This window comes from Amycolatopsis acidiphila (genome assembly GCF_021391495.1).
Taxonomy (GTDB): domain Bacteria; phylum Actinomycetota; class Actinomycetes; order Mycobacteriales; family Pseudonocardiaceae; genus Amycolatopsis_E; species Amycolatopsis_E acidiphila.
In genome coordinates, this window is record NZ_CP090063.1 from 2,138,332 (window position 1) to 2,163,049 (window position 24,718).

Consider the following 24,718-nt stretch of genomic DNA (forward strand, 5'->3'; position numbering starts at 1 on the left):
AGACCGGGTGCGGTGAACTGTGTTCGTTCCCTTTTGTTTGTGTTGGATTGATGTTTAGATTTAGCTCATGGTTGTTCGATTCGCGCGATGGGGCGGCATCGTGCTCAGCACGCTCGTGCTCGTCCTGGGATTCGCCCCGGTGGCCTCGGCGGTACCCGTGGCCGGCTCCAGCAGCGGCAGCCGGCTGACAGCGCCCCCGATGGGCTGGAACGACTGGAACAAGTTCGGCTGCGGGGTCACCGAAGCGGTCATCCGCGAGACCGCGGACGCGCTGGTCCGCACCGGGCTTCGCGACGCGGGCTACCGGTACGTCAACGTCGACGACTGCTGGGAGGCCGGCAGCCGGGACACGGCCGGGCACCTGCAGGCCGACCCGATGACGTTCCCGGGCGGTATGGCGGCGTTGGCCGAGTACGTGCACGCCCGCGGCCTGCGGTTCGGCATCTACACCGCGGCCGGGGACAAGACGTGCCAGGGGCGACCGGCCAGCGGCGGGCACTACCAGCAGGACGCCCGCGACTTCGCGGCCTGGGGCGTCGACTACGTGAAGTTCGACTGGTGCGGCGCGCAGGGCGACCCGTACCAGCTGGCGACGCAGTTCCGCGCGGCACTGGACGCGACCGGTCGCACGATGGTGCTCGGCGTGTCCCGCCACGGAAACCCGTGGACGTGGCCCACTCATCCCGCGGACCTGTGGCGCACCTCCGCCGACATCGACGACCAGTGGTCTTCCCTGCTGCGCAACACCGAGGAAGAGGCCGGGCTGGCCACGAAGGCAGGTCGCGGCGTGGGCTGGAACGACCCGGACATGCTGCAGGTCGGCAACGGCGGGATGAACACGGAGGAGTACCGGGCGCACCTGAGCCTGTGGTCGGTGCTGGCCGCGCCGCTGCTGATGGGCAACGACGTGCGCACCGCCGACCAGGCGACGGTCGACCTGCTCGGCAACCGTGAGGTCGTCGCCGTCGACCAGGACCCCCTGGGCGTCCCGGGCGACCGGGTGCGCAGCGACGGCGATCGCGAGGTGTGGAGCCGCCCGCTGGCCGGGGGCGACGTCGCCGTGGCCCTGTTCAACCGGGGCGCGACCAGTGCGGAGATCCGCACGGACGCGCGAGAGGTGGGACTGCGCCCGGCGGCCGGTTACGACCTGCGTGATCTGTGGGAGCACCGCGACACGCAGAGCGCCGGCGGCATCTCGGCGCTGGTGCCGCCGCACGGCGTGGTGCTGTTCCGGGTGTCCGCCGACCAGGCCCGAAGCGCGCCACAGGTCACCGTGTCCACCGACACCGGTTTCGTCGAAGGCGGACGGCCGACTCCGGTCACGGTGTCGGTGCGGAACGAGGGGTTCGTCCCGGTCCGGGTGGACCGGGTCGGGCTCGACGCGCCCGCGGGCTGGCAGGTCACCCGGCTGCGGCAGGACGTGCCGGTCACCGTGGCCGGGCATCCGGTGACGGCGCGGTTCGAGGTCACCGCGCCGCCCGGCGCGTCGGACGCGGCGTTCGGCCTCACCGCCGAGGGAGGCGGCGTCACCTATCGTTCACAGGCCCAGGTCGTCGTGCCGCCCGCGCCGCCCGACGGGAACGTCGCACTGTCCGGGCAGCCGCGCCTGCAGACGGACAACGGCTGGTACCTGCCGATGAAGGTGGACCACTCGTTCGGGCCGGACGACTTCTGCGGCGACTGCCAGGGCGGCCCGCTCACCCTCGACGGCGAGCAGTACACGACCGGGCTGGGCACGTACGCGTCCGCTCAGGTCGGTTACTACCTCGGCGGCCGTTGCCGCACCTTCGAGACCACGGCGGGGATCGACGACGAGGTGCTCGGCATGACCTGGCCGGGGCCACAGAACGTCAAGGGCACCGCCCGCTTCCTCGTCTACGGCGACGGGCGTCTGCTGTTCGACAGCGGTCTGCTGCGCGCGGGCGACCATCCGGCACAGGCGCGGCTGGACGTGCGGGGTGTGCGCGAGCTGAAGCTGGTCAACCACAGCGGTGGCGACGGCAACTTCGCCGATCACGCGGACTGGGCGGGGATGCGGGCGAGCTGCTAGCCAACGGCGGTGCGGCGTTCGACGAAAACCGTGTCGTGCCAGGTGCCGTTCAGCTGGGCGATGCGTTCGCGGATGCCGACCGTGCGGAAGCCCGCGGCGTGGTGCAGGCCGATGCCGGCGCGGTTCCCGGTGAAGATCGAGGTCTGCAGCGTCCAGAGGCCGTCCTCGTCAGCGGCCATGACCTGCTTGCGGATCAACGCTTTTCCGATCCCGCGGCCGCGGTGGCCGTCGGCCACGTAGATCGAGGTCTCGGCCACGCCGGCGTAGCAGTCCCGCGCCGAGACCGGCGTGGCCGCCGCCCAGCCGACCACCTCGCCGTCGAGCTCGGCGACCCAGCGGTGGCCGGGCAGCCACTTCGCGTCCAGTGACGCCCGGCTGGGCACGGCGGTCTCGAAGGTCGCGATGCCGGTGGCGATGCCCTCGCCGTAGATCCGTCGCACCGCGGCCCAGTCCTCGTCCCGCAACGCGCGCACCGTGACGTCCGTGGGGACGTCCTCGGGGCAGCACGGACGCGGCGCGAGGAGGCCCATCACGGCGTCGGCGGCGTGGGGGAGCCCGGCGCAGCAGGCCGCGTTGATCGTGACCAGCGTCGCCGTGCGTTCCTTGTGCACCCGCACGAACCCGACGTCGGCCAGCTTGCGCACGTGGTGCGAGCAGGTGGACTGGCTGATGCCGAGGAACTCGGCGAGCGCGCCGACGGTCATCCCGCGTGGCGCGGTCGCGACGGCGTGCAGCAGCCGCACCCGGGTCGGCTCGGCCAGGCAGGCGAACCAGTCCGCGTAGGTGGCGGCGTCGGTGTCCGGCAGGACCCGGGCCTCGGGTGTCGCGGTCGTCATGGCCGCCAGTGTATCGACAGGAATCGATGGTTGTGTCAATCGATGTCGGTCGATAGAGTCTCGTTCAGTTCAATCGAACTGGATCGATGGAAGGGGCCGGGATGGACGAGCTACCCGTGGTCGTGGTGGGGGCGGGGCCGGTCGGTCTGGCCGCCGCGGCGGAGCTGGCCGAACGTGGGCTGCCGGCGCTGGTGCTCGAGCGTGGTCCGCGGGCCGGGGCCGCCGTGGCGGAGTGGAACCACGTGCGGTTGTTCTCGTCGTGGTCGGAGCTGGTGGGCCCGGCTGCCGGGCGGCTGCTCGCGGCGACGGGCTGGCAGCGCCCCGACCCGGCGGCATATCCGACCGGGCAGGACTGGGTGGCGCGCTACCTGGAGCCGCTCGCCGCCGCATTGGGGGAACGGGTGCGCTTCGGCGCCGAGGTCGTGGGCGTCGCGCGCCGCGGCCGGGACCGGGTGGTGGACCACGGCCGGGACACCGAACCGCTGACCGTGCACGTGCGCCGGGCCGGCGGGGGTGAGGAGCTGACCACCGCACGCGCCGTCGTCGATGCCTCCGGCACCTGGCCCGAGCCCAACCCGCTCGGCGGGGACGGCCTGCCGGCGCCGGGGGAGAAGGCCGCCGCCGACCGAATCGCCTATCGCATCCCGAACCTGGCGGACGCGGCGGTGCGGGCCCGCTATGCGGGCAAGCACGTGGTCGTCGCCGGCAGCGGGCACTCGGCGCTGACCGCGTTGGTCGCCTTGTCGGGTGTCGCGGGGCAGACCAGCTGGATCCTGCGCCGCGGCGCGGTCGGGAACACCTTCGGCGGTGGCGAAGCCGACCAGCTCCCGGCCCGTGGCGCGCTCGGCTTGCGTGCCAGAGACGCCGTGGCAGCGGGCCTCGTCAGGGTGGTGACCGGGTTCCGCACCGAGACGGTCTCCCGCGACGACGAGGGACGCCTGGTGCTGACCTCGCCGCAGGGGCACCGGGTGGACGGCGTGGACGAGGTCGTGGCCGTGACCGGGTTCCGGCCCGACCTCTCCTGGCTTTCCGAGCTGCGGCTGGACCTGGACGCGACTTTGCAGGCGCCGGTGGCGCTGGCGCCGCTGATCGACCCGAACGTGCACTCCTGCGGCACCGTCTACCCGCACGGGGTGAAGGAGCTCGCGCATCCGGAGCCGAACGTGTTCCTGGCCGGGATGAAGAGCTACGGCCGTGCCCCGACGTTCCTCGCGAGGACCGGCTACGAGCAGGTCCGCTCGATCGCCGCCGCGCTGGCGGGCGACCACGAAGCCGCGGAGCGGGTGGAACTCCCGCCGGCCGAGACCGGGGTGTGCGGTGGTGCCGGGCTGTTCGACGAGCCAGAGGGGGGCGCGTCGGCCGGCGGGTGCTGTGGCGCGCCGGCGGAGCCGCGGCTGATCTCCCTGTCGCCTCCTCGCTGAGGCCGCTGATGGGGGTGCAGACGGTGGCGCAGCCCGGGCTGCGCCGGGTGCTCGCGGCGTTGTGCGTCACCGAGATCACCAGCTGGGGCGTGCTCTACTACGCCTTTCCCGTGCTGGCCGGCGAGATCACGCACACGACCGGCTGGTCGGCGGCGACCGTGACCGCGGGGTTCTCCGTCGGCCAGCTCACCGCGGCGCTGGCGGGGATCCCGATCGGGCGGTGGCTGGACCGCCGCGGCCCGCGGTGGCTGATGACGGGCGGTTCGGTCCTCGCGGTCCCGGCCGTGGTGGCGCTGGCGACGGCGCGGAACCTCGGGTGGTTCTTCACGGCGTGGCTGCTGATGGGCCTGGCCATGGGCGCCACCCTGTACCCGCCCGCGTTCGCCGCGCTGACCCGCTGGTACGGGCCCCGCCGGATCTCCGCCCTCACCGTGCTCACCCTCGCCGGCGGTCTCGCGTCCACAGTCTTCGCGCCGCTCACCGCGTTGCTCGACGCGCACCTGGACTGGCGGCACACCTACCTCGTGCTCGCCGGGATCCTCGCCGTGCTCACGATTCCCGGTCACCTGTGGGGTCTACGGGGCGCCTGGCCGGATCCCGAGCCGCACGACCACGCGCGGCCCGCCGAACACCGCGACCCGGGCCGGGTGGCCCGGTCCCGGCCGTTCGTACTACTGGTCGTGACGCTCAGCGTGGCCGCGTTCACCGCCTACGCGGTCGTGGTCAACCTCGTGCCGTTGCTCACCGAACGGGGGCTGTCGCCCGGCTTGGCGGCTGTCGCATTAGGACTCGGCGGTGCCGGGCAGGTGCTGGGCCGGCTCGGCTACACCACCCTGGTCCGCCGCACGAGCGCGCACGTGCGCACCGCGCTCATCGTGGCGGCGGTCGCGGTCACCACCGGCGTGCTCGGCCTGATCACGGCGACCCCGGCGCTCGTCGCCGCCGCGGTGGTGGCCGGGATGGCGCGTGGGGTGTTCACCCTGTTGCAGGCCACCGCCGTCACCGACCGCTGGGGTGCCACCCACTACGGCCGCCTGACGGGCCTGCTCTCGGCGCCGCTCACGACCATGATGTCACTGGCGCCCTGGGCGGGTGCCGCGATCGCGGGCGGCCTCGGTGGCTACCCGCACACCTTCCTGTTGCTGGCGTCGCTGGGCGCCGCCGCCGCACTGCTCGCGCCGGCCACCCGGCCGGTACCGTCCGGAAAGGACAGTGCCTGAGCTGCGCGCGGCCAGCGTTTGCGCAACCACAGGCTGACGTAGACCAGCGCCACCAGGACCGGGACCTCGATCAGCGGGCCGACCACCCCGGCCAGCGCCTGGCCCGAGGTCACCCCGAACACGCCGATCGCCACGGCGATGGCCAGCTCGAAGTTGTTGCCCGCCGCGGTGAACGCCAGCGTGGTGGTGCGGGCGTAGTTCAGGCCGATGGCCTTGCCGAGGCCGTAGCCGCCCGCCCACATGATCGCGAAGTAGGCCAGCAGCGGCAACGCGATCCGCGCGACGTCCAGCGGGCGCGAGGTGATGGTCTCGCCCTGCAGGGCGAACAGGACCACGATGGTGAACAGCAGCCCGTACAACGCGATCGGGCCCACCTTGGGCAGGAACTCGCCTTCGTACCAGTGCCGTCCGCGCGCCTTCTCGCCCAGCCGGCGCGAGAGGTAGCCGGCCAGCAGCGGGATGCCGAGGAAGATCAGCACGCTCTTCGCGATACCCCAGACGGAAACGTCCAGCGTCGTCGTGTCCAGGCCGAGCCAGTCGGGCAGCGCCTCGAGGTAGAACCAGCCGAGCACGCCGAACGCGATCACCTGGAACACCGAGTTGAGCGCGACGAGGACAGCGGCCGCCTCCCGGTCACCGCAGGCGAGGTCGTTCCAGATGACGACCATGGCGATGCAGCGGGCGAGCCCGACGATGATCAGGCCGGTGCGGTACTCCGGCAGGTCCGGCAGCAGCAGCCAGGCCAGCGCGAACATCAGAGCCGGGCCGATGACCCAGTTCAGGACCAGCGACGAGACCATCATGCGCCGGTCGCGGGCCACGGTGTCCAGCCGGTCGTAGCGCACCTTGGCCAGCACGGGGTACATCATCAGCAGCAGACCCAGTGCGATCGGCAGCGAGACGTCGCCGACCCGCACCGCGTCGAGCACCCGCTGCAGGCCCGGGACGAACCTGCCCAGCAGTACCCCGGCGATCATCGCCGCACCGATCCACAGTGGCAGGAACCGGTCGACGAACGACAGGCGGTGCGGTACCGCGGCCTCGTCGACGTCCGGCCGGTTCAACAGGGCCTCCTGGAGGTGGGGTTCAGCCGCGCCCGGGCGGCGAGGGCGGCCAGGGAGTCGGCGGCGTCCTGCACCGCGTCGGCACGCAGCCGGTAGTAGGTGTAGCGGCCGCAGGGCTCGGTCTGCACGAGGCCGGCGTCGCGGAGCTGACGCAGGTGGTTGGAGATGTTGGTCTGCTTGGCGCCGGTGGCTTCGACGAGGTGGCAGGTGCACAGGGCCTCGCCGGCCAGCAGCTCCAGGATCTGTGCCCGCAACGGGTCGGCGAGCACGCGCAACGCATCAGTATCGAGTGACATCAGTGTGCGATGATACGTCAGGCCGGACTGATATGACAGCCTGCCGTTTCGACCCGAGGAGTTCCCGTGCCCGACCTGCCCGAGGTCCTGTTCGTCTGCGTGCACAACGCCGGCCGGTCGCAGATGGCGGCTGCCCTGCTGCGGCACCACGCTCTCGGCCGGGTGGCCGTCCGGTCCGCGGGGTCGGAGCCCGCGGAGCAGGTGAACCCGGCTGCCGCGCAGGCCATGGCCGAATGGGGCCTGGACATCACCGCGGAGATCCCCACCAGACTGTCCACCGAGGACGTCAGGGCCTCGGATGTGGTGATCACCATGGGCTGCGGCGACGCCTGCCCGGTCTTCCCCGGCAAGCGCTATCTGGACTGGCGGCTCGACGACCCGGCAGGCAAGCCGGTCGAGGCGGTCCGTCCGGTCCGGGACGAGATCGACCGCCGGGTCCGGGAACTGCTCGCCGAACTGCTCGACAGCTGATCCGCTGCGCCGGCTACTCGGCCCGCTCGACGGGTTTCGCGCCTGACGCCTGCCTGCGTGCGATGGGCAGGCAGGCGACCAGGCCGCCGACTGCGACGACGAGGCAGAGCCAGGCGAACCAGTCGCCGAGGCGGCTGTAGACCGTGGTGCCCGGGCCGGTGACGTCGGCGGTGACGGTGCTGAACCGCGCGGGTCCGCCCGTGTGCGCCTGGGCGAGCACCCGGCCCCAGCCGTCGGAGATCAGCAGCGTCCCGTTCTGGTCCGACCACGCCACGGGTATCCCGTTCTCCACGCCACGCAGCAGCGCGGTCCGGTTGTGCTGCCAGCCGTTCTCGTCGTTGTCCGAAGCGGGGATCGCGAGCAGCGTGCTGCCCGCCGCGCCGTAGTCGCGGCTCGGCCGGGCGAAGTCGAGGTCGGCGCAGATCTCGACGCCCGTCCTGGTCGTGGGCGAGAAGACCAGCTCGTGCCCGTGCGCGCTGACGAGATCGTGCTGTTTGAGGTACCGCAAGGGATCGCCGCCGTCCGCGGGGAAGAGCAGGGCGAGGTTGGCGGGGCCGCGGCCCCCGGTCTGGATGAGCCCGAGCACGATGTCGACGCCTCGCGCCCGGGCGGCCTGGCGCATCGGCCGCACGAGCACGGCGGGCTCGGCCTCGCCGGAGCCGAACGCGCCCTCCGGCAGCACCACGGTGCGCACCCCGTCCGGCAGGTTCTCGATCTCGTGGACGTAGTCGGCCACCAGGCCGTCGGTGACCGCGGGCGCCCACGCATACCGGTCGGGCGCGATGGCGGCGACCCGCTGGGGAGCGCCACCGGTGCCGGCCAGGCGCAGCGCACCGAAACCCAGTGCTGCCACGAACACCACCACGGCAACGGTCGCGGTGCGCAGACGGACCATTGTGGACACACCGGGGGAGAGCAGCGCCGCGACCGTGCACGGCGCGAACATCACCATGAACTCCACCGCCCACATCCCGCCCACGGCGGCGACCTGCAGCACCAGCGGCACGTCGCCCTGGTCGTTGGCGAACGTGCCCATCAACCCCTGCGGGTTCGCGATCGAGACGACGTAGAACATCCCGGTCCACGCTGCCGGTGCGGCGATGGCGGCCAGCGGCGTGCGGCCGCGGACAGCGAGTGCGCGGAAGACCCACACGGTGGCCACGAACGTCAGCGAGGTGCCGAGGTTGATCACCAGGCCGACCGGGACCATCGGCTCGTCATGGGAGTGGAGCTGGAACCCCCAGCTGTTGGCCGTGCCGAGCAGGCACGCGCCGAACGCGACGGCCAGCGCGGTGCCCACCCGCACGCGCGGCGCGAGCAGCAGCACCGGCAGTGGCGCGAGCCAGGTCAGCGCGGCGACCGGGGCGAGCCCGGTGCCCAGGTAGCCCAGCACCGCCGAGCTGACCAGCGCGGCCGCCGTCAGCAGGCGGTGATCACGTGTCGTCCCCAGCCGTTCCATCGAGAACCCTCCCCACAGTTCGCCTGCACAAGGCGCGGAAGTCCTTTTCGGACATGTCCATCCGGCCGCCGAGGTAGAGCTGCACCAGGCCCATCACGGGGGTGGTGATCGCGAGCGCGGCCTCGAGCGGGTCGTCGCGGCGGAGCGCGCCCTCACGCATGCCCTGCTCGACGACGTCGATCACCGGGGTGAAGGCGGGGGACCGCCCGGCGCGGAAGTCCTCGGGGAACCGCCGGACGCCCTCGCGCCGGTCGGTGACCAGGAACGTGTAGAGGTTCGGCTTGCCGAGCGCGAAATCCAGGAAGTCGTTCAGCAGACCGTAGAAGCGGGTCCCGAAGTCGAGCTCCTGGGCCCGTTTCCCCCAGTCCTTGCCCAGCTCCGCGAAGGCGGCGTCGACCACGGCGCGCAGCAACGCCTCCCGGTTCGGGTAGTGCCGGTAAGTGGCCATTGTGGTCACCCCGGCATCCGCGGCCACCCGCCGCATCGTCACCGCCTGCGCCCCTTCGCCGAGCAGGATCGCCAACGCCGCCTCCGCGATCCGCTCCGCCGTTCCCCGCTCCGCCATGTGTACAACGTACACCTGCGCGTGTACGTTGTACACGCCGTGGTGTGGAGGGTCTTTTACCGGTGACCGGCTACCAGGGGAACGGCAGCTGGGCGGCGAGCTCTTCGGGTGCGGACAGCCGCCAGGCTTCGTACACCAGCTCGGACAGCTCGTCGACCTCGATCTCGGCCAGGTGGACCACCACCCAGCCGAAGCCGCCGGCGGTGAACTGCTCCTCGAAGACGTGCGGCCGCTCGGCGACGAGCGCCTGCTGCTCGGACAGTGTCTGCTTCAGGCCGACGGTCTGGGTGCGCGGCCAGTAGTAGCCGAACCGCTTGCCGCGCACGCTGAACGAGGTGTACTCGCCGCCCTCCGCGCGCCGGACATCGGCAAGCGTGTCGACCATGCGCTGGAACTCGCCGCTGTGCGCACTCACGTCGCACAGCCTAGGACCTCGCCGGGGCGGGTCAGGAGGCCGTGGTTCGCAGCGCGGTCACGGCCACGGTGGTGTAGCGCATCGTGAAGCTGCCGCCCATCGCGTCGACGGCCGCGCCGACGCCGTCCAGGATCTCCGCCATCGAGGCCGGCGGCAGCTGGGTGTTGGCGCCGAGGGTGGGCAGCTGGTCCAGCCACTCGTCCCGGGTGTAGACGCGCTCCCAGTCGAACCGCCATTGCTCCGGCTCGCCCAACCCGCCGACCTCGCGGATCCCGTCGGCGATCCTGGTGAACAGCGGCTGGTAGGTGTCGAGCGCGGACCCCAGCAACCGGCGCGCGTCGAACGGCGAGTCCGGCGCCACCCGCCGGTAGCTCGTGGCGAGGGCTTCCAGCACCTTGGACGGGGTCTGGAACACGTGGTGGAAGGGCGCGAGCCGGCCGCCGGGCCGCAGCACCCGCGCCGCCTTGGCCGCTCCGGCGACCGGGTCGACCCAGTGCCAGGCCGTGCCGGCGACGACGGCGTCGAAGGTCCGTCCGGCCGGGTCCCAGGCTTCGAACGTGGCGACCTCGACATCGACCCCGGTGTGGCGCGCGAAGTCGGCCATCCGCGCGTCGGGCTCGACGCCGAGCACCGTGCAGCCCGCCGCCTGGAACTGCCGGGCCGCGATGCCGGTGCCGCAACCGACGTCGACGACGTCGGACCCGGTCGCGGCGATCCGGTCCACGAGCGCATCGGGATAGGGCGGCCGGGTGCGGTCGTAACGCGCGGCGTCCACGCCGAACGACTGGGCTGTCTTCCGGAGTTCGTGCGGCTCGGGTGCGGACCGTTGCGTTCGCTTCGGCGATGCGGGCATGCGGCCACAGTAGGACCACGGTCCTCGGCGGAAGGCCGAGCGGGGAGACCCTGCACCACGATTTCGCGCACAGCTGATGCGCGACCGACCGCGCCGCGAGGCAGCCGAGGATCAGGCAGCGCTCAGGACAGCAGCGACAGCTTCCTGGTCAGCTTGTCGATGCGGTTGCGGGGGCCGATGAGCCCGACCGCGTAGTAGTCGGTCTCGGTGTCCGCGACCTCGCCGAGCCGTTCCAGGTACTCGTCGTAGACCCGGGTCCGCTGGGCCAGGCCGGGCATGTCGGCCACGAACATCCCGTCGGAGCCGGCGGCCTTGGCGCGCAGCTCGGCCAGCTGCTCGGCCGAGGCGGCGAGGACCGTGCAACCGGCCCAGGGCAGTCCCGGGTGGAGCCCTCCGCCGGAGTCCTTGCCGTCCGGGCCGAGCAGGCCCGGCACCGCTTCGCCGGTTGCCGCCGCGACGCAGACGGCGGCGTTCGCCGCCAGCCCCGGTGCGAGCGCCTCGTTGACGACGACGACCCCTTTGAGGCGGGCGGCGCGGGTGGGCTGATTTCACGACGGGGGAGACGCTACAGCTGACCGGCAGCGCCCAGCTGGAATGGATCACGCCCGGTTCGCCCGGCGACGACGGCGGCACCGGCCGCCGGGTGCGCTTCCACCCCGACCGGATCGTCGCCGCGTACTCGCTTCCGATCCACTCCGGCGGCGTCAACCCGTCTCCGCACAACCCGGCGCTGACCGCCTGAGCGCGCCCCCGGTCAGGTGTCGCGGTTGCTCGACAGACCCGCGGCAGCAGCCGTGACGGCGGCGATCACCCGCTGCAGCCCGTCCGGCGTCAGCCGGAACGAAGGCATCGAGACGTTCACCGCCGCGACCGGGGTGCCCTGGAAGCCGAGGATCGGGGCAGCCACGGCGGTGAGCCCCACCTCGTACTCCTCGGCGGACACGACGTAGCCGGTCCGTTGCTCCTGGCGCAGCCGTTTCAGCACGGCGGCGACAGTGCGCGGCGCCTTCCCGATTCCCGGCCACGGCGTCGGGCATCCGGACAGGATGTCGGTGACCTCATCGGCTTCCAGGCCCAGCAAGAGGGCGCGGCCACTGGACGTGCAGTTCAGCGGTGAAGCCCGGCCGATCCACTCGTGAGCCTGGATGCCGCGGCCGGACTGCTCGCTCAGCACGGTCAGTGCCGCGCTGCCTTCGCGGACGGTGAGGTACGCCGGCTCTCCCAGCTCGCGTGTGAGGCCCCGTAGGGCTTTCGCGGCATTGCGGCGCAGCCTGCTGTCCGTGCCGGCGGCGGCGAGCGCGAAGATGCGCCAGCCGAGGCTGTACTCGAGGGTCCGCGGGTCGCGCTCGACGAACCCTTCCGAGGCGAGGACCTTCAGCGTGCGGGAGATCTGCGTCTTCTCCGTGCCGAGCTCCTCGGCGACGGCCTGCACGCCGAGCGGGCCGGAACCCAGTGCCGTGAGCACGTTCAGCGCGCGGTGGACGCTCGTGAGGCTGTCGTTGGCCATCCGGCCATCGTCCGTGCTGCGTGCGCGGAGCGCAACTCGCGTTGCCGAGCGCCCACGGGCGTGCCTAACGTGGGGATCATGTGCGGAATCGTCGCGTGGTACTCCCAGTCCACCGGGCCCGAACTCGTCGAGACGGGACGGGAGATGCTGAGCCGGATCGTCCATCGTGGACCGGACGACAGCGGGCAGACCCTCGTCGGGGAGCGGACCTGGCTGGGGCACAACCGGCTTTCCATCGTCGGGCTCGAGGACGGAGCACAGCCGCTCGAGGGCCCGCGTGGCTGGGCGATGGTGTGCAACGGTGAGATCTACAACGACGCCCAGCTGCGGGAAAGCCTGTCCGGGTTCCGGTTCGGCACGGGATCCGACAACGAGTCCGCCCTCGCCCTCCTCGCGCTGCACGGCCCGCGCGCGCTCGATCGCCTGCAGGGCATGTGGGCGCTGTGCGCGGCGACGCCGGACGGCCGGTTCATCGCCGCCCGCGACCGCCTCGGCATCAAGCCGCTGTACTGGGCGAAGGTGGGCGACACGCACCTGTTCGCCTCCGAGATGCGCGCCTTCTCGCTCGACGTCCAGCACGCCGTGGCAGCGTTCCCGCCGGGCTGCTGGTGGACCCCGGAGGACGGTTTGGTCCGGTTCGCCGAGGCCGTGACGCCGGCCGAGGTCCGCGCTGACGCCGTCGAGCAGCGGACTCGCGACGTGCTCGTCGACTCCATCCGGCGGCACCTCATGGCCGACGTCGAGGTCGGCGTCTTCCTCTCCGGGGGCCTCGACTCGAGCATCGTCGCCGCGGTCGCCGCGGACGAGTACGCCAGGCGCGGCGCGCGCCTGAAGACCTTTTCGGTCGGCACCACGGGGTCCCCGGACCTCGCGGCGGCGCGTGAGGCCGCGGAGTTCCTCGGCACCGAGCACCACGAGGCGGTCTTCGATGCGGCGCAGGCCATCGACGCGCTGGAGGACGTGATCGCCTCCGTCGAGTCGTACGACGCGGGGCTGATCCGCAGCGCCGTGCCGAACTGGTTCCTAGCCGAGCTGGCCGCACGCCACGTCAAGGCCGTGCTGACCGGCGAAGGGGCCGACGAGCTCTTCGCGGGCTACGGCTACTACCACGAGCAGCACCCCGCGCCGGGAGAGCTCCGGCGGGAGCTGGAGCGCACCGTGGGCCTGCTGCACGGCCTCAACCTCCAGCGCTGCGACCGCGTGACGATGGCACACGGTCTCGAGGCCCGCGTGCCCTTCCTCGACACCGCCGTGGTCACGCACGCGATGTCGTTGCCCGACGAGGTGAAGCTCCTCGGCGAGGACGGCATCGAGAAGAGCCACCTGCGCCGTGCGTTCACCGGATGGCTTCCCGATTCGGTGCTCTGGCGGCGCAAACTGGAGTTCGGCACCGGCAGCGGCGCCCAGGACCTGCTGACCCCGTACTGGGAACGGCAGGTGAGCGATGACGACCTCGCCGTGGCCCGCGCCGACACCGACACGCAGGTCAGGTCCAAGGAGGAGCTGGCGTACTACCGCGCGTTCCGCCGCGCGCTGCCGGAGATCAGGCCGCACTCGGTCCTGACCCGGTTCGCCCTCGCCTAGTACTCCAGCCGGACTTCGTGATCGGTGCTGGTGAGGGGGTGTCGGAGATGGGTGCGGCCGCCAGTTGATCATGGTCGGTTGTGTGGACTTCCCAAGATCGGCTGGCGGCCGCGGGCCGCAGCATAAACCCTGCTCGCTGGCAGGCGATGTTCGATGAGCTGACCGCGCGGATCGCGGGCCGTTTCAGCCGGGTCGAGCCCCGTCGTCGGGCGGAGAAACTGTTGCTGGGTCTGGTGTCTGAGCTGCCGCGGAAGAACTGTTGGACCATCGCCGAGCATGTCGGAGACGCGACACCAGACGGCCTGCAGCACCTGCTCGCGCGGGCGGTGTGGGATGCCGACGCGGTGCGTGACGACCTGCGCGACTACGTCTGCGACCACCTCGGCAGCCAGAACGCAGTCCTGATCGTCGATGAGACCGGAGACTTGAAGAAGGGCACGCGCACCGTTGGGGTGCAACGTCAATACACCGGAACCGCCGGTCGGATCGAGAACTCGCAGGTCGCGGTGTATCTGACGTATGCCACGACGGCCGGGCACGCGTTTATCGACCGGGCCTTGTATCTGCCGAAGTCCTGGACGAGCGACCGCGAACGCTGCGCCGCGGCTGGGATCAGCGAGAACATGCAGTTCGCGACCAAACCCGCCCTGGCCACCACCATGATCGCCCGAGCCCTCGATGCCGGAGTTGATGCGCCGTGGGTGACCGGCGACGAGGTCTACGGCGCCGACCCCACGCTGCGCGCGGAACTGGAGCGCCGTGGCGTCGGCTATGTGCTGGCCATCGGATGCGACCGCCGCGTCACTACCGGAGCGGGGACGTTCCGCCCGGACGAGTTGGCCACCCGACTACCGAAACATGTGTGGCAACGCCTGTCGGCCGGTACCGGGGCGAAGGGACACCGCTTCTACGACTGGGCTTTGGTCGACATTGATCAGGATGCCGAGGTGGGCGGGCATCGATGGCTGCTGATCCGACGCAACCGCCGCACCAGAGAGTTGGCGTTCTACCGCTGCTACGCGCCCACCCCCGTCGCGTTGCCCGTTCTGGTTCGCGTGGCTGGAACCCGCTGGCGTGTCGAAGAATCCGTTCAAACCGGCAAAGGTCTGGCAGGCCTGGACCAGCACCAGGTCCGCCGCTGGCTCTCATGGCATCGCTGGACCGTTCTGGCGACGCTCGCGCACGCGTTCCTCACCGTCCTCGCCGCGACCGAACCCACCCAAACACCAACATCCACCCGCTGGATTTCCTTGACCTGCAACGAAGTCCAACACCTGTTCGCCACGATCACCACCACGCTGATCACAGGCACCACGCACCACCTACGCTTCTCAGCCTGGCGCCGACAGCATCAACACCGAGCCCGACAGGCCCACTACCAGCGGCAATCCACCCAAGAACCATGAACATCACGATCTACGGCTGGAGTACTAGCCAGCGGAAACAGAGAAACCAGTGCTCACCACACGCATGTTGGGCTCGACTCAAGCACGTTCAAACCATCTGCGGAACAGTCCCCGCTCCACTCTCGCTCCGGCTCCTTCGCGTCGAGCATGCCATTTCTGACCCCTTCACTGCCAACGAGATTCGAACACCCCGTCTTCCTGCACGAACGGGGAAACCGCAGGAGAAACATCGTCGTCCAGTGCAGTTCACTGCCGTTGCACGTCGTGGGACGCACCGCAGCGCCCCAGGATTGCCCCATAGAATTCGTGTGAAAACCGGACATCAGCCTCGGACTGCTTCCGGAGTTACTGCTTATCTCATCGGTACCTGATGCGATACAAGAGGCAGCCTCGGTTGTGGTCCAGCCGCGTGTCGCTAGGTGAGCACTCTCGCCCGAGTCTCAACCGATCTCAGGCCAGCCCTTTTCCTCGCGAAAGCGTTGAAGAAGCCGACGATTCGGACTGCCATCGGCCAGCCTGTAGACTTGCCGGAACTCGCCATCTTCGCCGCGCTCCGACTTGCTCAGCAAGATCCCGTACTCGTAGACAGCCTCAGATTCAACCTCGCCACCCTCAGTGTACTCTCGAGTTACACCGTGCTGGACGTTTTCCCTAAAGTATGACTCCCCCTTAAGCACTCCTGACGGATACCAGTCGCGGGCCGGGCCTTCTTGCATACCGTGGCGGTAGCACACTTCGGACAAGCCCGATGGCGACCCATCGTCGTAGCCGACACCCGTGAACAGTTCGCCGCGCCACCGGTAGATCAGCTCCTCGTCGTACTCCAGCTCCGAGTCGGGCACCCTCATCACCGAGCCTTCCGCAGAGTCCACTTGCCCCTCCGTAACCATCACTTGCCGAGGATCCACGCGCAGTTCGGGCACATCTCGATAAACTCTCCCTGAGCTGCTCCGCGGAGCCTCACATTGTAGAAGATGAAGTCGTCGATCTGCGATCCGGACCGCGCGAAGAGCCCCTGGTTTACCGCATTTATCTCCGAGTGGGCTCCAGGAGTACCTTTATAAGGCGCGCCCGGCCCGGGGAACTCATCTAGGCGTTGCTGCAGGACCGGGTGCAGCGGGTCCGGGACGCCGGTGTTCTGGCCGAAGAATATATCACCCGTCTTCGTATCCATCGCACCTGTCAAGACTGGCCCTCGCTGTCGAATCGACTGCGTCGCGACGACCTGCGACGCCCGCTGCTCGACTGCCGCCTGCAGAGCCGCAGGGTCCGCTGCTGCGGAAGCGGCTGCTTCAGGTGCCACGGCATCTGCCGCTGCAGCCTCTGGGCTCGCCACGGCGGTTGCGGCGATGGTGGCGGCTTTGCCGACGGCGAAGAGTTGGGAGTTGGGGTCAGCGCCGTGGGCGACCAGGGTTTGCTGGACCGCGGTGTCGCCGCGTTGGCAGATGCCGAGGACTCCGAGCACGGTCGGGCCGCAGGCGAGTGCGCCGAGATCGGCGATTTCGCTGATGAGTCCGGCAAGCAGGTCAAAGGCGCTGCCGGTGGGCTTGGGCAGGACGGGATGGGGTAAGGGGTAGTGCTTCGTCCGGTTGAGCCTTTTGTCCGCACCCCCCTTGAGCGTGCCTTCGTTGTAGAGGCAATCATGCTGGAAGTTGCAGCTGGCGGCGGCCCCGGGATCGAGATTCGGATCATGGATCGCACTCGGCCCGTCGTAGTAGTAGTCCACACACTGGGCACCCATGTCCGAGCCCACGCAGGCGCTGGGATACGGCTCCAAACCAGTGGGGTCACTCGTAGACACGGGATTGTCGGCACCGTAGGCGTAGCCGTTCGTCCCCTGGGACTGCGCAAGGTTCAGCACCGGGTCGACGGAGAGGAAGCGCCCCGTGGTGGGGTCGTAAGTTCGGGCGCCGATGTCGGTCAGGCCCGTGTTGGGGTCTTGGGGTTTGTTGAGGAAGCCGTGGGCGTCGGGCCAGGTGCCGCTCGTGGTGGTGCCGGTGGTCGTGGTGGTGACGGATCCGAGGGGGTTGCCGTAGGGGTCGAGTGCGCGGCGGGTGATGGCGCCGGTGTCGGGCCGGTACGCGATTTGCATGCTGCCGTGCGGGTCACCAGCGACATAGGTGGGGTTGGCGCCGCCGACCCGCAACGCCACGGTTTGGTCGTTGATCTGGTAGTAGCGGGTGCCGGTCACCGTCGCTGTCGACGTGTTGTAGGTGAGCTCCTCACCCGGCAGGTACAGGGTGGTCGAGCCCGGATCGTGGCGGACCAGTTCGTTGCCGTCGGCGTCGTAGACGTAGGACGTGGTGCCGGCTGGGGCGGCGACGCTGGCGAGATGGTTCTCCGCGTCCCAGGTCAGAGTCTGGTTCCCGGCGGGAACCGTCCGGGTGAGGGTGTTCCCGTCCGCGTCGTAGGTGTAGCCCGTACTCGAGTTCCCGCCGGGACCGGTGGTGGCGGTCGAGGTGAGCGTGGCGGCCTGTGGGGTGGCGGCGGAGGGGTAGGTGTAGTTGGTGGTGGTGTCGCCGCCGGTGTTGCCGGGCAGCGCGTGGATGGTTTGAGTTTGGCGGAGGCCGGTGGGGTCGAAGGTCCAGGACTGCCAGTAGGGCTGGGTACCACCGATCACGCTGGTGGTGGGGCTGGCGGCGCAGCTATCGGTGGCGGTCCAGGCTTGGCTGAGCCGGTCGAGGGCGTCGTAGGCGTAGCACTGGGTCTCGGTGGGGCCACCTTGCACGCCTTGGACGTCGACGGTGCGGATGGGATTGCCGACGGGGTCGTAGCGGTAGGTGGTGTCGTCGAGTTGGGGTGTGCCGGTTTGGGCGGAGTAGTTGACGTGGTTCAACCGGCGGGTTTGCGCGTCGTAGTCGTAGGTCAGCCATGACGCCATGCCGATGTCACCCATGCTGACCTGCGCGGGCTCGCCGTAGGGGGTGTAGGCGACGGAGGAGACGTAGCCGTTGTAGCCGTCGGAGCTGGTCGCGTTGCCGAGCGAGTCGTAGAGGGTGGAGACCCATTCCCCGGGCAGCCCCCCACCGGGCGCGGGCAGTGTGGAGGCCAGCCGGCCGGGATCGCTCCACTCGTATTGGGTGGTGTGGTTACCGGACAGCCCGGTTTCGCTGCTGGGGAGGCCGATGGTGAGGCTGGTGGGGTTGCCCTCGCCGTCGTAGCCGCCGTAGCCGACGAGGTAGTTGCCTTGGGGGGTGTAGCGGGTGGAGTAGGTCAGCTTGCCTTTCTGGACGGTGTCGTACACCCAGGAGGCGAGTTTGGTGCCGGTGGTGGAGCCGGAATATTCGGCGGTTGCCCGGCCGATGGGGTCGTAGGTGTAGGCCAGCGTTTGGTTGCGGGCGTCGGTGGAGCTGGTGAGCTGTCCAGCCAGGTCGTAGGTGTAGTGGGTGGTGCCAGTGCCGGGGTCGGTGGCCTGGATCTTGTTGCCGAGCAGGTCGTAGGTGGAGGTCCAGACGTTGCCGCTCGCGTCGGTGATCTTGGTCAGCTGCCCGAGCGGGTTGTAGGCCTGCAGGGTGGACTGGTAGGTGCCGCCGGTGACGACGCTGCCGTTGATCGTGGGCGCCGTCGTGAACTGGCGGGTTTCGGTGGTGTGGCCGCGAGTGTCGGTGAGCGTGCTGGTGGTGACTCCGCCGGCCGGCGGGATGGTGGTGGTGCGGTCTCCGCCGTAGACGGTTTTGGTGTCCCAGGTGAAGGTGACCCCGTTGTAGGCGGCGGCGTCGATGATCCGTCCCGCACCGTCGTAGGTGTCGACGGTGCGGCTGTCGACCGCGGAGTCGGCGACCGAGATCATGGTGGAGGGGGCACCGTCGGTGTAGTAGCGGTCGTGGGTGCTGGTGACCCAGCCGTGGGAGTCGTAGAAGCTGTCGGAGACCGTTCTCCCGCCGCCTTCGGCGTCGGTCTGGGTCTGTTTGAGCTGCCCGAGCGCGTCGTAGATCTTGATTGAGGTGACGTAGGTGTTCGCGGTGGTCGTGTGTACCAGGGTTTTGGTGGTCACCGCGGGCGGGGTGGTGGCGGAGAGCTGGTAGGCGTAGGTGGTCGACGCGGGGTCGTTGGAGGCCATGCTGTGCCCCGGCAGCCACACTGCGGTGAGCCGGCCGAGCGGGTCGTAGGTGGCGTCGGTGCGGTGCCCGGCCACGTCGAGGGTCGAGGTGGTGGCGCCGCGCCCGGCGTCGACGTTCACGGTGGTGGTCTGGTTGGCGGCGTTGGTGGTGACGGTCTGGGTCAGGCTCCCGCCGTCGGACGGGGTGTAGGCCAGCGTCGTGTGGCGGTTCAACCCGTCTGTGGAGACGAGCGGTCGACCGGAGCTGTCGTAGGTGGCGGTGCTGGTGGTCGCGAAGGTGAGGGTGCCGCCGTTGTTGCTGGTGGCGGTGTCGGTGCGGGTCACGTCCCCTGTGCTCGGGGCTGCGGCGAGGCTGGTGGATCCGTCGTAGAAGTTGCGGACATCGGAGAGGATCGGGGATGGCATCGTGCCGGGTGCGGGGCAGGTTTGCTGCGAGGTGATGGTTTCGGCGGCCTTGTCGCGGATCCAGGACGTCGTGTTGTCGGCGTAGGAGGTGATAGTGCACATGTCGGGGACGCCGTCACCGGATGAGGTCGCGGCTGTGAGGCGGCCGAGGCTGTCGTAGACATTCGTGGTGGTCGCGGTGCGGGTGCCGCCGACGGCAAGGTCGGTGATATCGCGGGTCTTGGTGGGGGCCAGGACCGCCGCGATGAGAGCGGGCAGCCCGGTGCGGTTGCGGGTGGCGGTGGTGGCGATGGTGGACAGGTCGGTGATGGTGCTCGAGACCCGGGGTCCGGTAGGGCCGTTGAAGGTTTGGACCTCGCGGGGGTTGTCAGAGTAGAGGTCGCTGTCACGGACGGTTTCGCCGAGGGAGTCGGGGACCGTGGCGGTGCGGGTGGCGCCGCCGGGCAGGGTGTCGCCGTCCATGCCGCGGTAGTAGGTGGTCTTGGTGAGTGTGGTGGTGTCGGCGTGTCCGTTGGTGTTGTTGCCGGAGTCGCCGGTGGTGACGTCGACTTCGCTGTAGCCGCGGAACTGGCCGTAGGTGCGGTGGGCTGGTTTGACGATCTCGTTGTCGTCGAAGTGCCACGCTGGGGCGCCGACGTAGGTGTAGCTGGTCAGCTGCGATGGGGACAGCGCGTTGGGATCCTGCACCTGGACGGAGGTGACCACGTATTTGTGGAAGTAGTCCAGTGTCGGGTTCGTCTGGTAGGGGAAGGCCCAGTAGACGGGGAAGCAGCGTTTGGTGTCCTGCGAGGGGTCCGCGGGCACGTTGGTGGCGGTGCACTCGGGTTGGCTGTAGCTGATCAGGGTGCGTTGCCCGGTCTCGGCGGTGATGTTGGTCAGCCGCCACCGCGCCATCGGGGGTTGGTTGTTGTAGCCGGCGACACGGTTGTCCATCACCTGCCCGGCGAAGGACACCGGCGGCAGCGTGATCGAGGTGCCGTCCGGTTTGAACCCTGTTCGGGTGATCGAGTTCAGCCACAATGCCGGGTCACCGGAGCTGGCGAACTGCTGCGCGAGTGCGTAGGCGTCCACCTTGGTGTATCCGGTGCCGTTGTAGTACTGCGTGGTGATGTTCGTCAGCCGTTTGGTGGTCCAGAATGTCGGTGCGTGGTTGTTGCAGGTGGCGCCGGCCAGGCACTGCTGGTCCTGCGGGGTGTCAGGCCATTTCGAGGCGTTCGCGGCGGTGAACAGGGACGGGTCACAACTGAAGGTGCTGGTGGGCACGCACCGCTCCGCGACGGTGAACTGGACCTCGTCGGGGGCGGGGTGGGCGTAGATGGTGCCGTTCTCGTCCCGCAGCCCGTAGTCGATCCGGCTGAGATATCCGCCCCGCGTGTAGGCGACACCGGTGGTGCCGTTGTTGGCGCCGTAGAAGTTCGTCTCGGGCGTGTAGTAGTAGGTGGTGACGTTGCCGTGGGTGTCCTCGACGTAGTCCAGGTTCCACCGCCATGCTTGGGCGCACGACGATGCGGCGAATCCGGAGGCGTTGTAGCAGGGGTCTCCGGGGTGGGCTCCGTAGACAGGCGTGGTCCAGGTCGAGTTCGTGGTGCCCTGGTTGGTGTAGCCGGGGCCGCTGTTGCGGCCGAAGAAGTACTGGGTGCCGTCAACGGTGGTGATCTTCCAGTACTCTCCGTTCAATGCCCCGTTACCCGAACCAGTGAGCAGTTCGACCCGGGCACCGTTGTCGGCCACCGGATGCCAGGATCCGGTGGCGTCGTCGCGCACCAAATGCATGCTGGTGCCGCCGAGGTCCATCGTGACCACCTGCCCCGCCCAGCACAGATCGTCGGTCTGCTGGGCCGCGGGCAGTGTGGTGTCGTCGGAACATTGGCGATAGGTGCGCTCGATGTAGCCGGGCGTATAGTCCCAGCCCTCCCCAACCCACGACACCTGGTTGTTCGTGCTCGAGGTCCGGCCGTCCACGGAGGACGAGCTGTAGGACAGCGCGATCTTGGGGGCGACGGTCCCCGACGCGGCCGGGGGCACGGCGATCGGATAGGACCAACCGAACTGACCGGAGTCGCCGGTCACCGACCACGACCCGGACGGGCTGAGCGAGGACGCAGTGAACGTGCCCGTCGGTCCGCTCGAGCTGGTCGCGGTCGCCAGCACGATGACGTTCGAGGTCGTGCTCGGGGTCGCGGTGCTGTCGGGACGCGCGGCCTTGGCGGTAGCCTGCGATCGCGGCCCGAAGGAGACCTGGGCGGTGATCGTGTTTGTGGTGCGGTTGGCCTCCGCCGAGGGGATGGGGGTCTGAATTCGGCATTGCGGTGCGGCGGGCGTGATCAGGACGCAGGCCGGGAGCTGCACCAGCTGGGCACGGTCGCCGAACCCGGCGGTGACGTCGCGGAACTGGGAGTAGTCCACCCCGACCGTGGCCAAGTCGCCCGTGCTGCCCGGGGTGCGCTCCAGCGAGAACAGCACCCCGGTCACGCCGGCGTCACGGGCCGCGGTCGGGTCCGCCAGATGCACCTTGAGCGCCGGTGTCGTCCGGCCTGGGGCCGCGGCGGCCACGGTGATCGGCGTCGGTCCGACCCGACCAGGTGTCGTGGCCGATCGCGGCGCCACGTCGGCATTCCCCGACGCCGGTAGCACCGCGGCCGGCACGGCGGCAGGCGGTGCCGCCGCCTGGCCGCGTGCAGGCAGAGGAACATCACGGTGCGGGATCTGCGGGGTCACCGGCACCGGCGGCTTCGCGTTCTCCACCGCGGCGGCGATCGCCGGGGCCGTCAGCAGCGAGGTGACCAGCGCGGCGACGATCACAAGTGCCATCGGCAGCCTGGTTCGACGGTGCGTCCATACACCAGACAAACCGGCACGCATACGCGATGCAAATCTCATCGGACCCCTCTTTACGCCGAATGGACGCAGGCGGCGGACAATAAAAGACGATCTCGCCAAATCAGCAAATCACCCTCACTCAAGAATGTGTTACACGTCGTTATGAATCCGTTGCCAAAAAAGGCGAACACCACACAGAATTTGGACTAAGAGCTTGTCTCATTTGGTGAGTTTCTTGTGGCAGGTGATGGCGGCACCGAGGGTGAGGAAGGCGAGGTAGTGGTTGGGTTTGCGTTCGTATCGGATGGTCAGGCGGCGGTAGCCGGTGAGCCAGGCGATGGTTCGTTCGATGACCCAGCGGTACCGGCCGAGTTTCTCGGCGGATTCGATGCCTTTGCGGGCGATGCGCGGGATGATCCGGTGCTGGCGTAGCCAGTCGCGCAGGGCTGGGATGTCGTAGGCCTTGTCCGCGTGGAGTTTCGCCGGTTTGCGTCGTCGTGGTCCTCGACGGGAGCGGATGGCCGGGAGGGCGTTGACCAGAGGCTTGAGCGCGTGGCTGTCGTGGGTGTTGGCCGCGGAGATCCCGACTGTCAAGGGCAGCCCGCTCCGGTCGGAGAGCGCGTGGATCTTCGAGCCGGGTTTGCCGCGGTCGACCGGGCTGGGACCGGTCAGTCCGCCCCCCTTTTGGCCCTGACGGATGCTCCGTCGAGGACCACGCGCGACCAGTCGATCAGCCCTCGGCCACCCAGTTCGTCCAGCACCGCTTGGTGCACTTGCCGCCACAGCCCGGCCTCGGTCCACTCGGTGAACCGGCGATGCGCCGTCGGTACGGTGACCCCAAAACTGGGTGGCAGATGCCGCCACGCGCAACCGCTGGTCAGCACGAACACGATCGCGGTGAACACCGCTCGATCGTCCACCCGCGGCATCCCGCCGCCCTGCGGACGCGTCTTGCCCGGCGGGATCAGCGGTTCCGCCAGTGCCCACAACTCGTCGGACACCAGCCGCCGCGACAACTCGTCCATCACAGGTCATGATCATGCCCGCACCTCAACCAACATCCAAGTGAGACAAGCTCTAATACGACGAAAGTAGGACGAAGCGACTGATCATGTGAGTAGCTCGCAGGTTGAATGTGGTTCACTCGTTCGGCCGTAGGAAACGGGGAATCCGGCGGTTAATGTGTCGAGGCCTGCCATTTCTCTGGCATTTTTCGACGGCTGTGGGGATCCCATGACTAAGCGTGTTTTGGTGAGCGAGCGCGCGCGAGGAAAGCGGTTCGCGACGAGGGTTCTCACGTGCCTGCTCGGCGCCACGATGCTGCTCGGTGTCGTGACGCCGGCGGCCGGGGCCGTCGATACGTTCAACCCGTCGACGCCGCCGCCACCGCCGGCGGTGCCCGATAGTCGCGCACTGCCGACCGATCAGGCACCGGTGTCGCCGCCGGATGTGGGACAGCCCCCGGTCGATCCGCCGCCACCCGCGCCCGCCCCCATCCCCGCGCCGACGGCGTCGGATATCGCGGTGCAGACCGGGAAACCGGTGGAAGTGACGGCAGAGACCACGCCGACCCGGCAGGTGATGGCCAACCCGGACGGCACGTTCACCGCGACGTCGAACCGGGTTCCGGTGCGCACCCAGAAGAACGGGACGTGGGTGCCGATCGACACCACCTTGCACACCAACGCCGACGGCACCCTGTCCCCAGCCGCGACCACAGAGAACCTCACCCTGTCCGGTGGCGGGAGCACTCCCCTGATCACCTTGGCGCAAGGAACCGGGTCGATCGCGCTGTCCTGGCCCGCCACCCTGCCGGCACCGCTGGTATCCGGGGCGACCGCCACCTATCCGAACGTCTACCCCGGTGTCGATCTGCAGGTGACCGCCGAGGCCGCGTCGTACTCGGAAGTGCTGGTCGTGCACGACGCGACCGCCGCGGCCAACCCGAACGTCGCCCAGGTGCACCTGACTGCGACCGCAACCAACCTGACCCTATCGACCGACGCCAACGGCGCTCTTGTCGCCACCGATTCGGCCGGTACGGTCGTTTTCGGGGGCGCGACCCCCTTGATGTGGGACTCGGCCTACGACCCCAAGGCCGGCACCCAGCCCAGCGCCACCGACCCCGGCACCGGGCACATCACACCGATCCCGGCGACCCTCACGCCGGTGACGACCAGGAGCACCAAAACCACCTCGACCATCACCACGTCCACTATGGACGTGACGATCACCCCGCCGTCGAGTGCTCTGTCCGGCTCGGGCGTGACGTATCCGGTCTACATC

At 69.5% G+C, this 24,718-nt stretch carries 19 protein-coding genes and 1 pseudogene; 6 read left to right on the plus strand and 14 right to left on the minus strand.

Annotation, left to right across the window (positions count from 1 at the left end; translation table 11 throughout):
• Positions 1–67 precede the first annotated feature (67 nt).
• Positions 68–2,050 carry an NPCBM/NEW2 domain-containing protein gene (locus tag LWP59_RS10525; protein ID WP_144642368.1) on the plus strand — a complete coding sequence of 661 codons (1,983 nt, stop codon included), beginning with the start codon at positions 68–70 and terminating at the stop codon, positions 2,048–2,050.
• Here LWP59_RS10525 and LWP59_RS10530 read toward each other — a convergent pair.
• Positions 2,047–2,886, minus strand: a complete 840-nt coding sequence (locus LWP59_RS10530) for a helix-turn-helix domain-containing GNAT family N-acetyltransferase (protein ID WP_144642369.1) — start codon at positions 2,884–2,886, stop codon at positions 2,047–2,049. The two genes, LWP59_RS10525 and LWP59_RS10530, sit on opposite strands and share 4 nt — an antisense overlap.
• A 101-nt stretch (positions 2,887–2,987) precedes the next feature.
• Between LWP59_RS10530 and LWP59_RS10535 the strand changes: the two genes are divergently transcribed.
• Complete coding sequence (locus tag LWP59_RS10535) at positions 2,988–4,307, plus strand: FAD-dependent oxidoreductase (protein WP_144642370.1); 1,320 nt, start codon at positions 2,988–2,990, stop codon at positions 4,305–4,307.
• Positions 4,308–4,315: 8 nt separating this feature from the next.
• Complete coding sequence (locus tag LWP59_RS10540) at positions 4,316–5,527, plus strand: MFS transporter (RefSeq protein ID WP_144642371.1); 1,212 nt, start codon at positions 4,316–4,318, stop codon at positions 5,525–5,527.
• On the opposite strand, the gene arsB is transcribed toward LWP59_RS10540, so the two are convergent.
• Positions 5,428–6,591: an ACR3 family arsenite efflux transporter gene (gene arsB, locus LWP59_RS10545; protein ID WP_308431682.1), complete on the minus strand. Its 1,164-nt coding sequence runs from the start codon at positions 6,589–6,591 to the stop codon at positions 5,428–5,430. The genes LWP59_RS10540 and arsB overlap by 100 nt on opposite strands.
• A complete protein-coding gene (locus tag LWP59_RS10550; RefSeq protein ID WP_144642372.1) occupies positions 6,588–6,887 on the minus strand; it encodes an ArsR/SmtB family transcription factor in 300 nt (99 codons plus the stop codon). The genes arsB and LWP59_RS10550 overlap by 4 nt, the downstream gene beginning before the upstream one ends.
• 66 nt (positions 6,888–6,953) lie before the next feature.
• Between LWP59_RS10550 and LWP59_RS10555 the strand changes: the two genes are divergently transcribed.
• Positions 6,954–7,358, plus strand: coding sequence for an arsenate reductase ArsC (locus LWP59_RS10555; protein WP_144642373.1), 405 nt, complete (start codon positions 6,954–6,956; stop codon positions 7,356–7,358).
• A gap of 13 nt (positions 7,359–7,371) precedes the next feature.
• On the opposite strand, the gene LWP59_RS10560 is transcribed toward LWP59_RS10555, so the two are convergent.
• The 6 genes and pseudogenes from LWP59_RS10560 to LWP59_RS10585 all read right to left on the minus strand — a co-directional run bounded on the left by LWP59_RS10560 (position 7,372) and on the right by LWP59_RS10585 (position 12,157).
• Positions 7,372–8,817: a nitrilase-related carbon-nitrogen hydrolase gene (locus LWP59_RS10560; RefSeq protein WP_144642374.1), complete on the minus strand. Its 1,446-nt coding sequence runs from the start codon at positions 8,815–8,817 to the stop codon at positions 7,372–7,374.
• Positions 8,792–9,382 (minus strand): TetR/AcrR family transcriptional regulator, encoded by a 591-nt coding sequence (locus tag LWP59_RS10565; RefSeq protein WP_144642375.1) that lies wholly within the window; start codon positions 9,380–9,382, stop codon positions 8,792–8,794. Before LWP59_RS10565 ends, LWP59_RS10560 begins: the two co-directional genes overlap by 26 nt.
• 70 nt (positions 9,383–9,452) lie before the next feature.
• Positions 9,453–9,797: an MmcQ/YjbR family DNA-binding protein gene (locus LWP59_RS10570; RefSeq protein WP_144642376.1), complete on the minus strand. Its 345-nt coding sequence runs from the start codon at positions 9,795–9,797 to the stop codon at positions 9,453–9,455.
• A gap of 31 nt (positions 9,798–9,828) precedes the next feature.
• A complete protein-coding gene (locus tag LWP59_RS10575) occupies positions 9,829–10,650 on the minus strand; it encodes a class I SAM-dependent methyltransferase (protein ID WP_186383390.1) in 822 nt (273 codons plus the stop codon).
• A 122-nt stretch (positions 10,651–10,772) separates the two neighbouring features.
• Positions 10,773–11,159 (minus strand): annotated as a pseudogene (locus tag LWP59_RS10580) (DUF2000 domain-containing protein); the annotation flags it as partial.
• Positions 11,160–11,404: 245 nt separating this feature from the next.
• Positions 11,405–12,157: an IclR family transcriptional regulator gene (locus tag LWP59_RS10585; protein ID WP_144642378.1), complete on the minus strand. Its 753-nt coding sequence runs from the start codon at positions 12,155–12,157 to the stop codon at positions 11,405–11,407.
• 78 nt (positions 12,158–12,235) lie between these two features.
• On the opposite strand from LWP59_RS10585, the gene asnB reads away from it, so the two are divergent.
• A complete protein-coding gene (gene asnB / locus LWP59_RS10590) occupies positions 12,236–13,741 on the plus strand; it encodes an asparagine synthase (glutamine-hydrolyzing) (protein ID WP_144642379.1) in 1,506 nt (501 codons plus the stop codon).
• A 146-nt stretch (positions 13,742–13,887) separates the two neighbouring features.
• A complete protein-coding gene (locus LWP59_RS10595) occupies positions 13,888–15,147 on the plus strand; it encodes an IS701 family transposase (protein ID WP_233921981.1) in 1,260 nt (419 codons plus the stop codon).
• A gap of 440 nt (positions 15,148–15,587) precedes the next feature.
• Here LWP59_RS10595 and LWP59_RS10600 read toward each other — a convergent pair whose 3' ends face one another.
• From LWP59_RS10600 to LWP59_RS10620, 5 genes are all read right to left on the minus strand, one after another.
• A complete protein-coding gene (locus tag LWP59_RS10600; protein ID WP_144646105.1) occupies positions 15,588–16,019 on the minus strand; it encodes a toxin-antitoxin system YwqK family antitoxin in 432 nt (143 codons plus the stop codon).
• A gap of 17 nt (positions 16,020–16,036) precedes the next feature.
• Positions 16,037–22,423 (minus strand): RHS repeat-associated core domain-containing protein, encoded by a 6,387-nt coding sequence (locus LWP59_RS40315; RefSeq protein ID WP_144646107.1) that lies wholly within the window; start codon positions 22,421–22,423, stop codon positions 16,037–16,039.
• Between the two features lie 228 nt (positions 22,424–22,651).
• Positions 22,652–23,457 (minus strand): IS5 family transposase gene (locus tag LWP59_RS10610; protein ID WP_407653013.1). Its coding sequence is split into 2 segments (ribosomal slippage): positions 22,652–23,118 and positions 23,118–23,457, totalling 807 coding nucleotides; the frame shifts between segments, so codons are not numbered across the junction.
• A 399-nt stretch (positions 23,458–23,856) separates the two neighbouring features.
• Positions 23,857–24,276, minus strand: a complete 420-nt coding sequence (locus LWP59_RS10615) for a hypothetical protein (protein ID WP_191334967.1) — start codon at positions 24,274–24,276, stop codon at positions 23,857–23,859.
• 240 nt (positions 24,277–24,516) lie between these two features.
• The gene (locus tag LWP59_RS10620) at positions 24,517–24,666 is read right to left on the minus strand and encodes a hypothetical protein (RefSeq protein WP_233921982.1); all 150 of its coding nucleotides are present in this window, start codon (positions 24,664–24,666) and stop codon (positions 24,517–24,519) included.
• Positions 24,667–24,718: the final 52 nt, after the last annotated feature.

Coding starts and splice junctions, on each gene's coding strand:
- LWP59_RS10525 (WP_144642368.1), top strand. CDS start 68: ATGGTTGTTCGATTCGCGCGATGGGGCGGCATCGTGCTCAGCACGCTC.
- LWP59_RS10530 (WP_144642369.1), bottom strand. CDS start 2,886: ATGACGACCGCGACACCCGAGGCCCGGGTCCTGCCGGACACCGACGCC.
- LWP59_RS10535 (WP_144642370.1), top strand. CDS start 2,988: ATGGACGAGCTACCCGTGGTCGTGGTGGGGGCGGGGCCGGTCGGTCTG.
- LWP59_RS10540 (WP_144642371.1), top strand. CDS start 4,316: ATGGGGGTGCAGACGGTGGCGCAGCCCGGGCTGCGCCGGGTGCTCGCG.
- LWP59_RS10550 (WP_144642372.1), bottom strand. CDS start 6,887: ATGTCACTCGATACTGATGCGTTGCGCGTGCTCGCCGACCCGTTGCGG.
- LWP59_RS10560 (WP_144642374.1), bottom strand. CDS start 8,817: ATGGAACGGCTGGGGACGACACGTGATCACCGCCTGCTGACGGCGGCC.
- LWP59_RS10565 (WP_144642375.1), bottom strand. CDS start 9,382: ATGGCGGAGCGGGGAACGGCGGAGCGGATCGCGGAGGCGGCGTTGGCG.
- LWP59_RS10575 (WP_186383390.1), bottom strand. CDS start 10,650: ATGCCCGCATCGCCGAAGCGAACGCAACGGTCCGCACCCGAGCCGCAC.
- LWP59_RS10585 (WP_144642378.1), bottom strand. CDS start 12,157: ATGGCCAACGACAGCCTCACGAGCGTCCACCGCGCGCTGAACGTGCTC.
- asnB (WP_144642379.1), top strand. CDS start 12,236: ATGTGCGGAATCGTCGCGTGGTACTCCCAGTCCACCGGGCCCGAACTC.
- LWP59_RS10595 (WP_233921981.1), top strand. CDS start 13,888: ATGTTCGATGAGCTGACCGCGCGGATCGCGGGCCGTTTCAGCCGGGTC.
- LWP59_RS40315 (WP_144646107.1), bottom strand. CDS start 22,423: ATGGCACTTGTGATCGTCGCCGCGCTGGTCACCTCGCTGCTGACGGCC.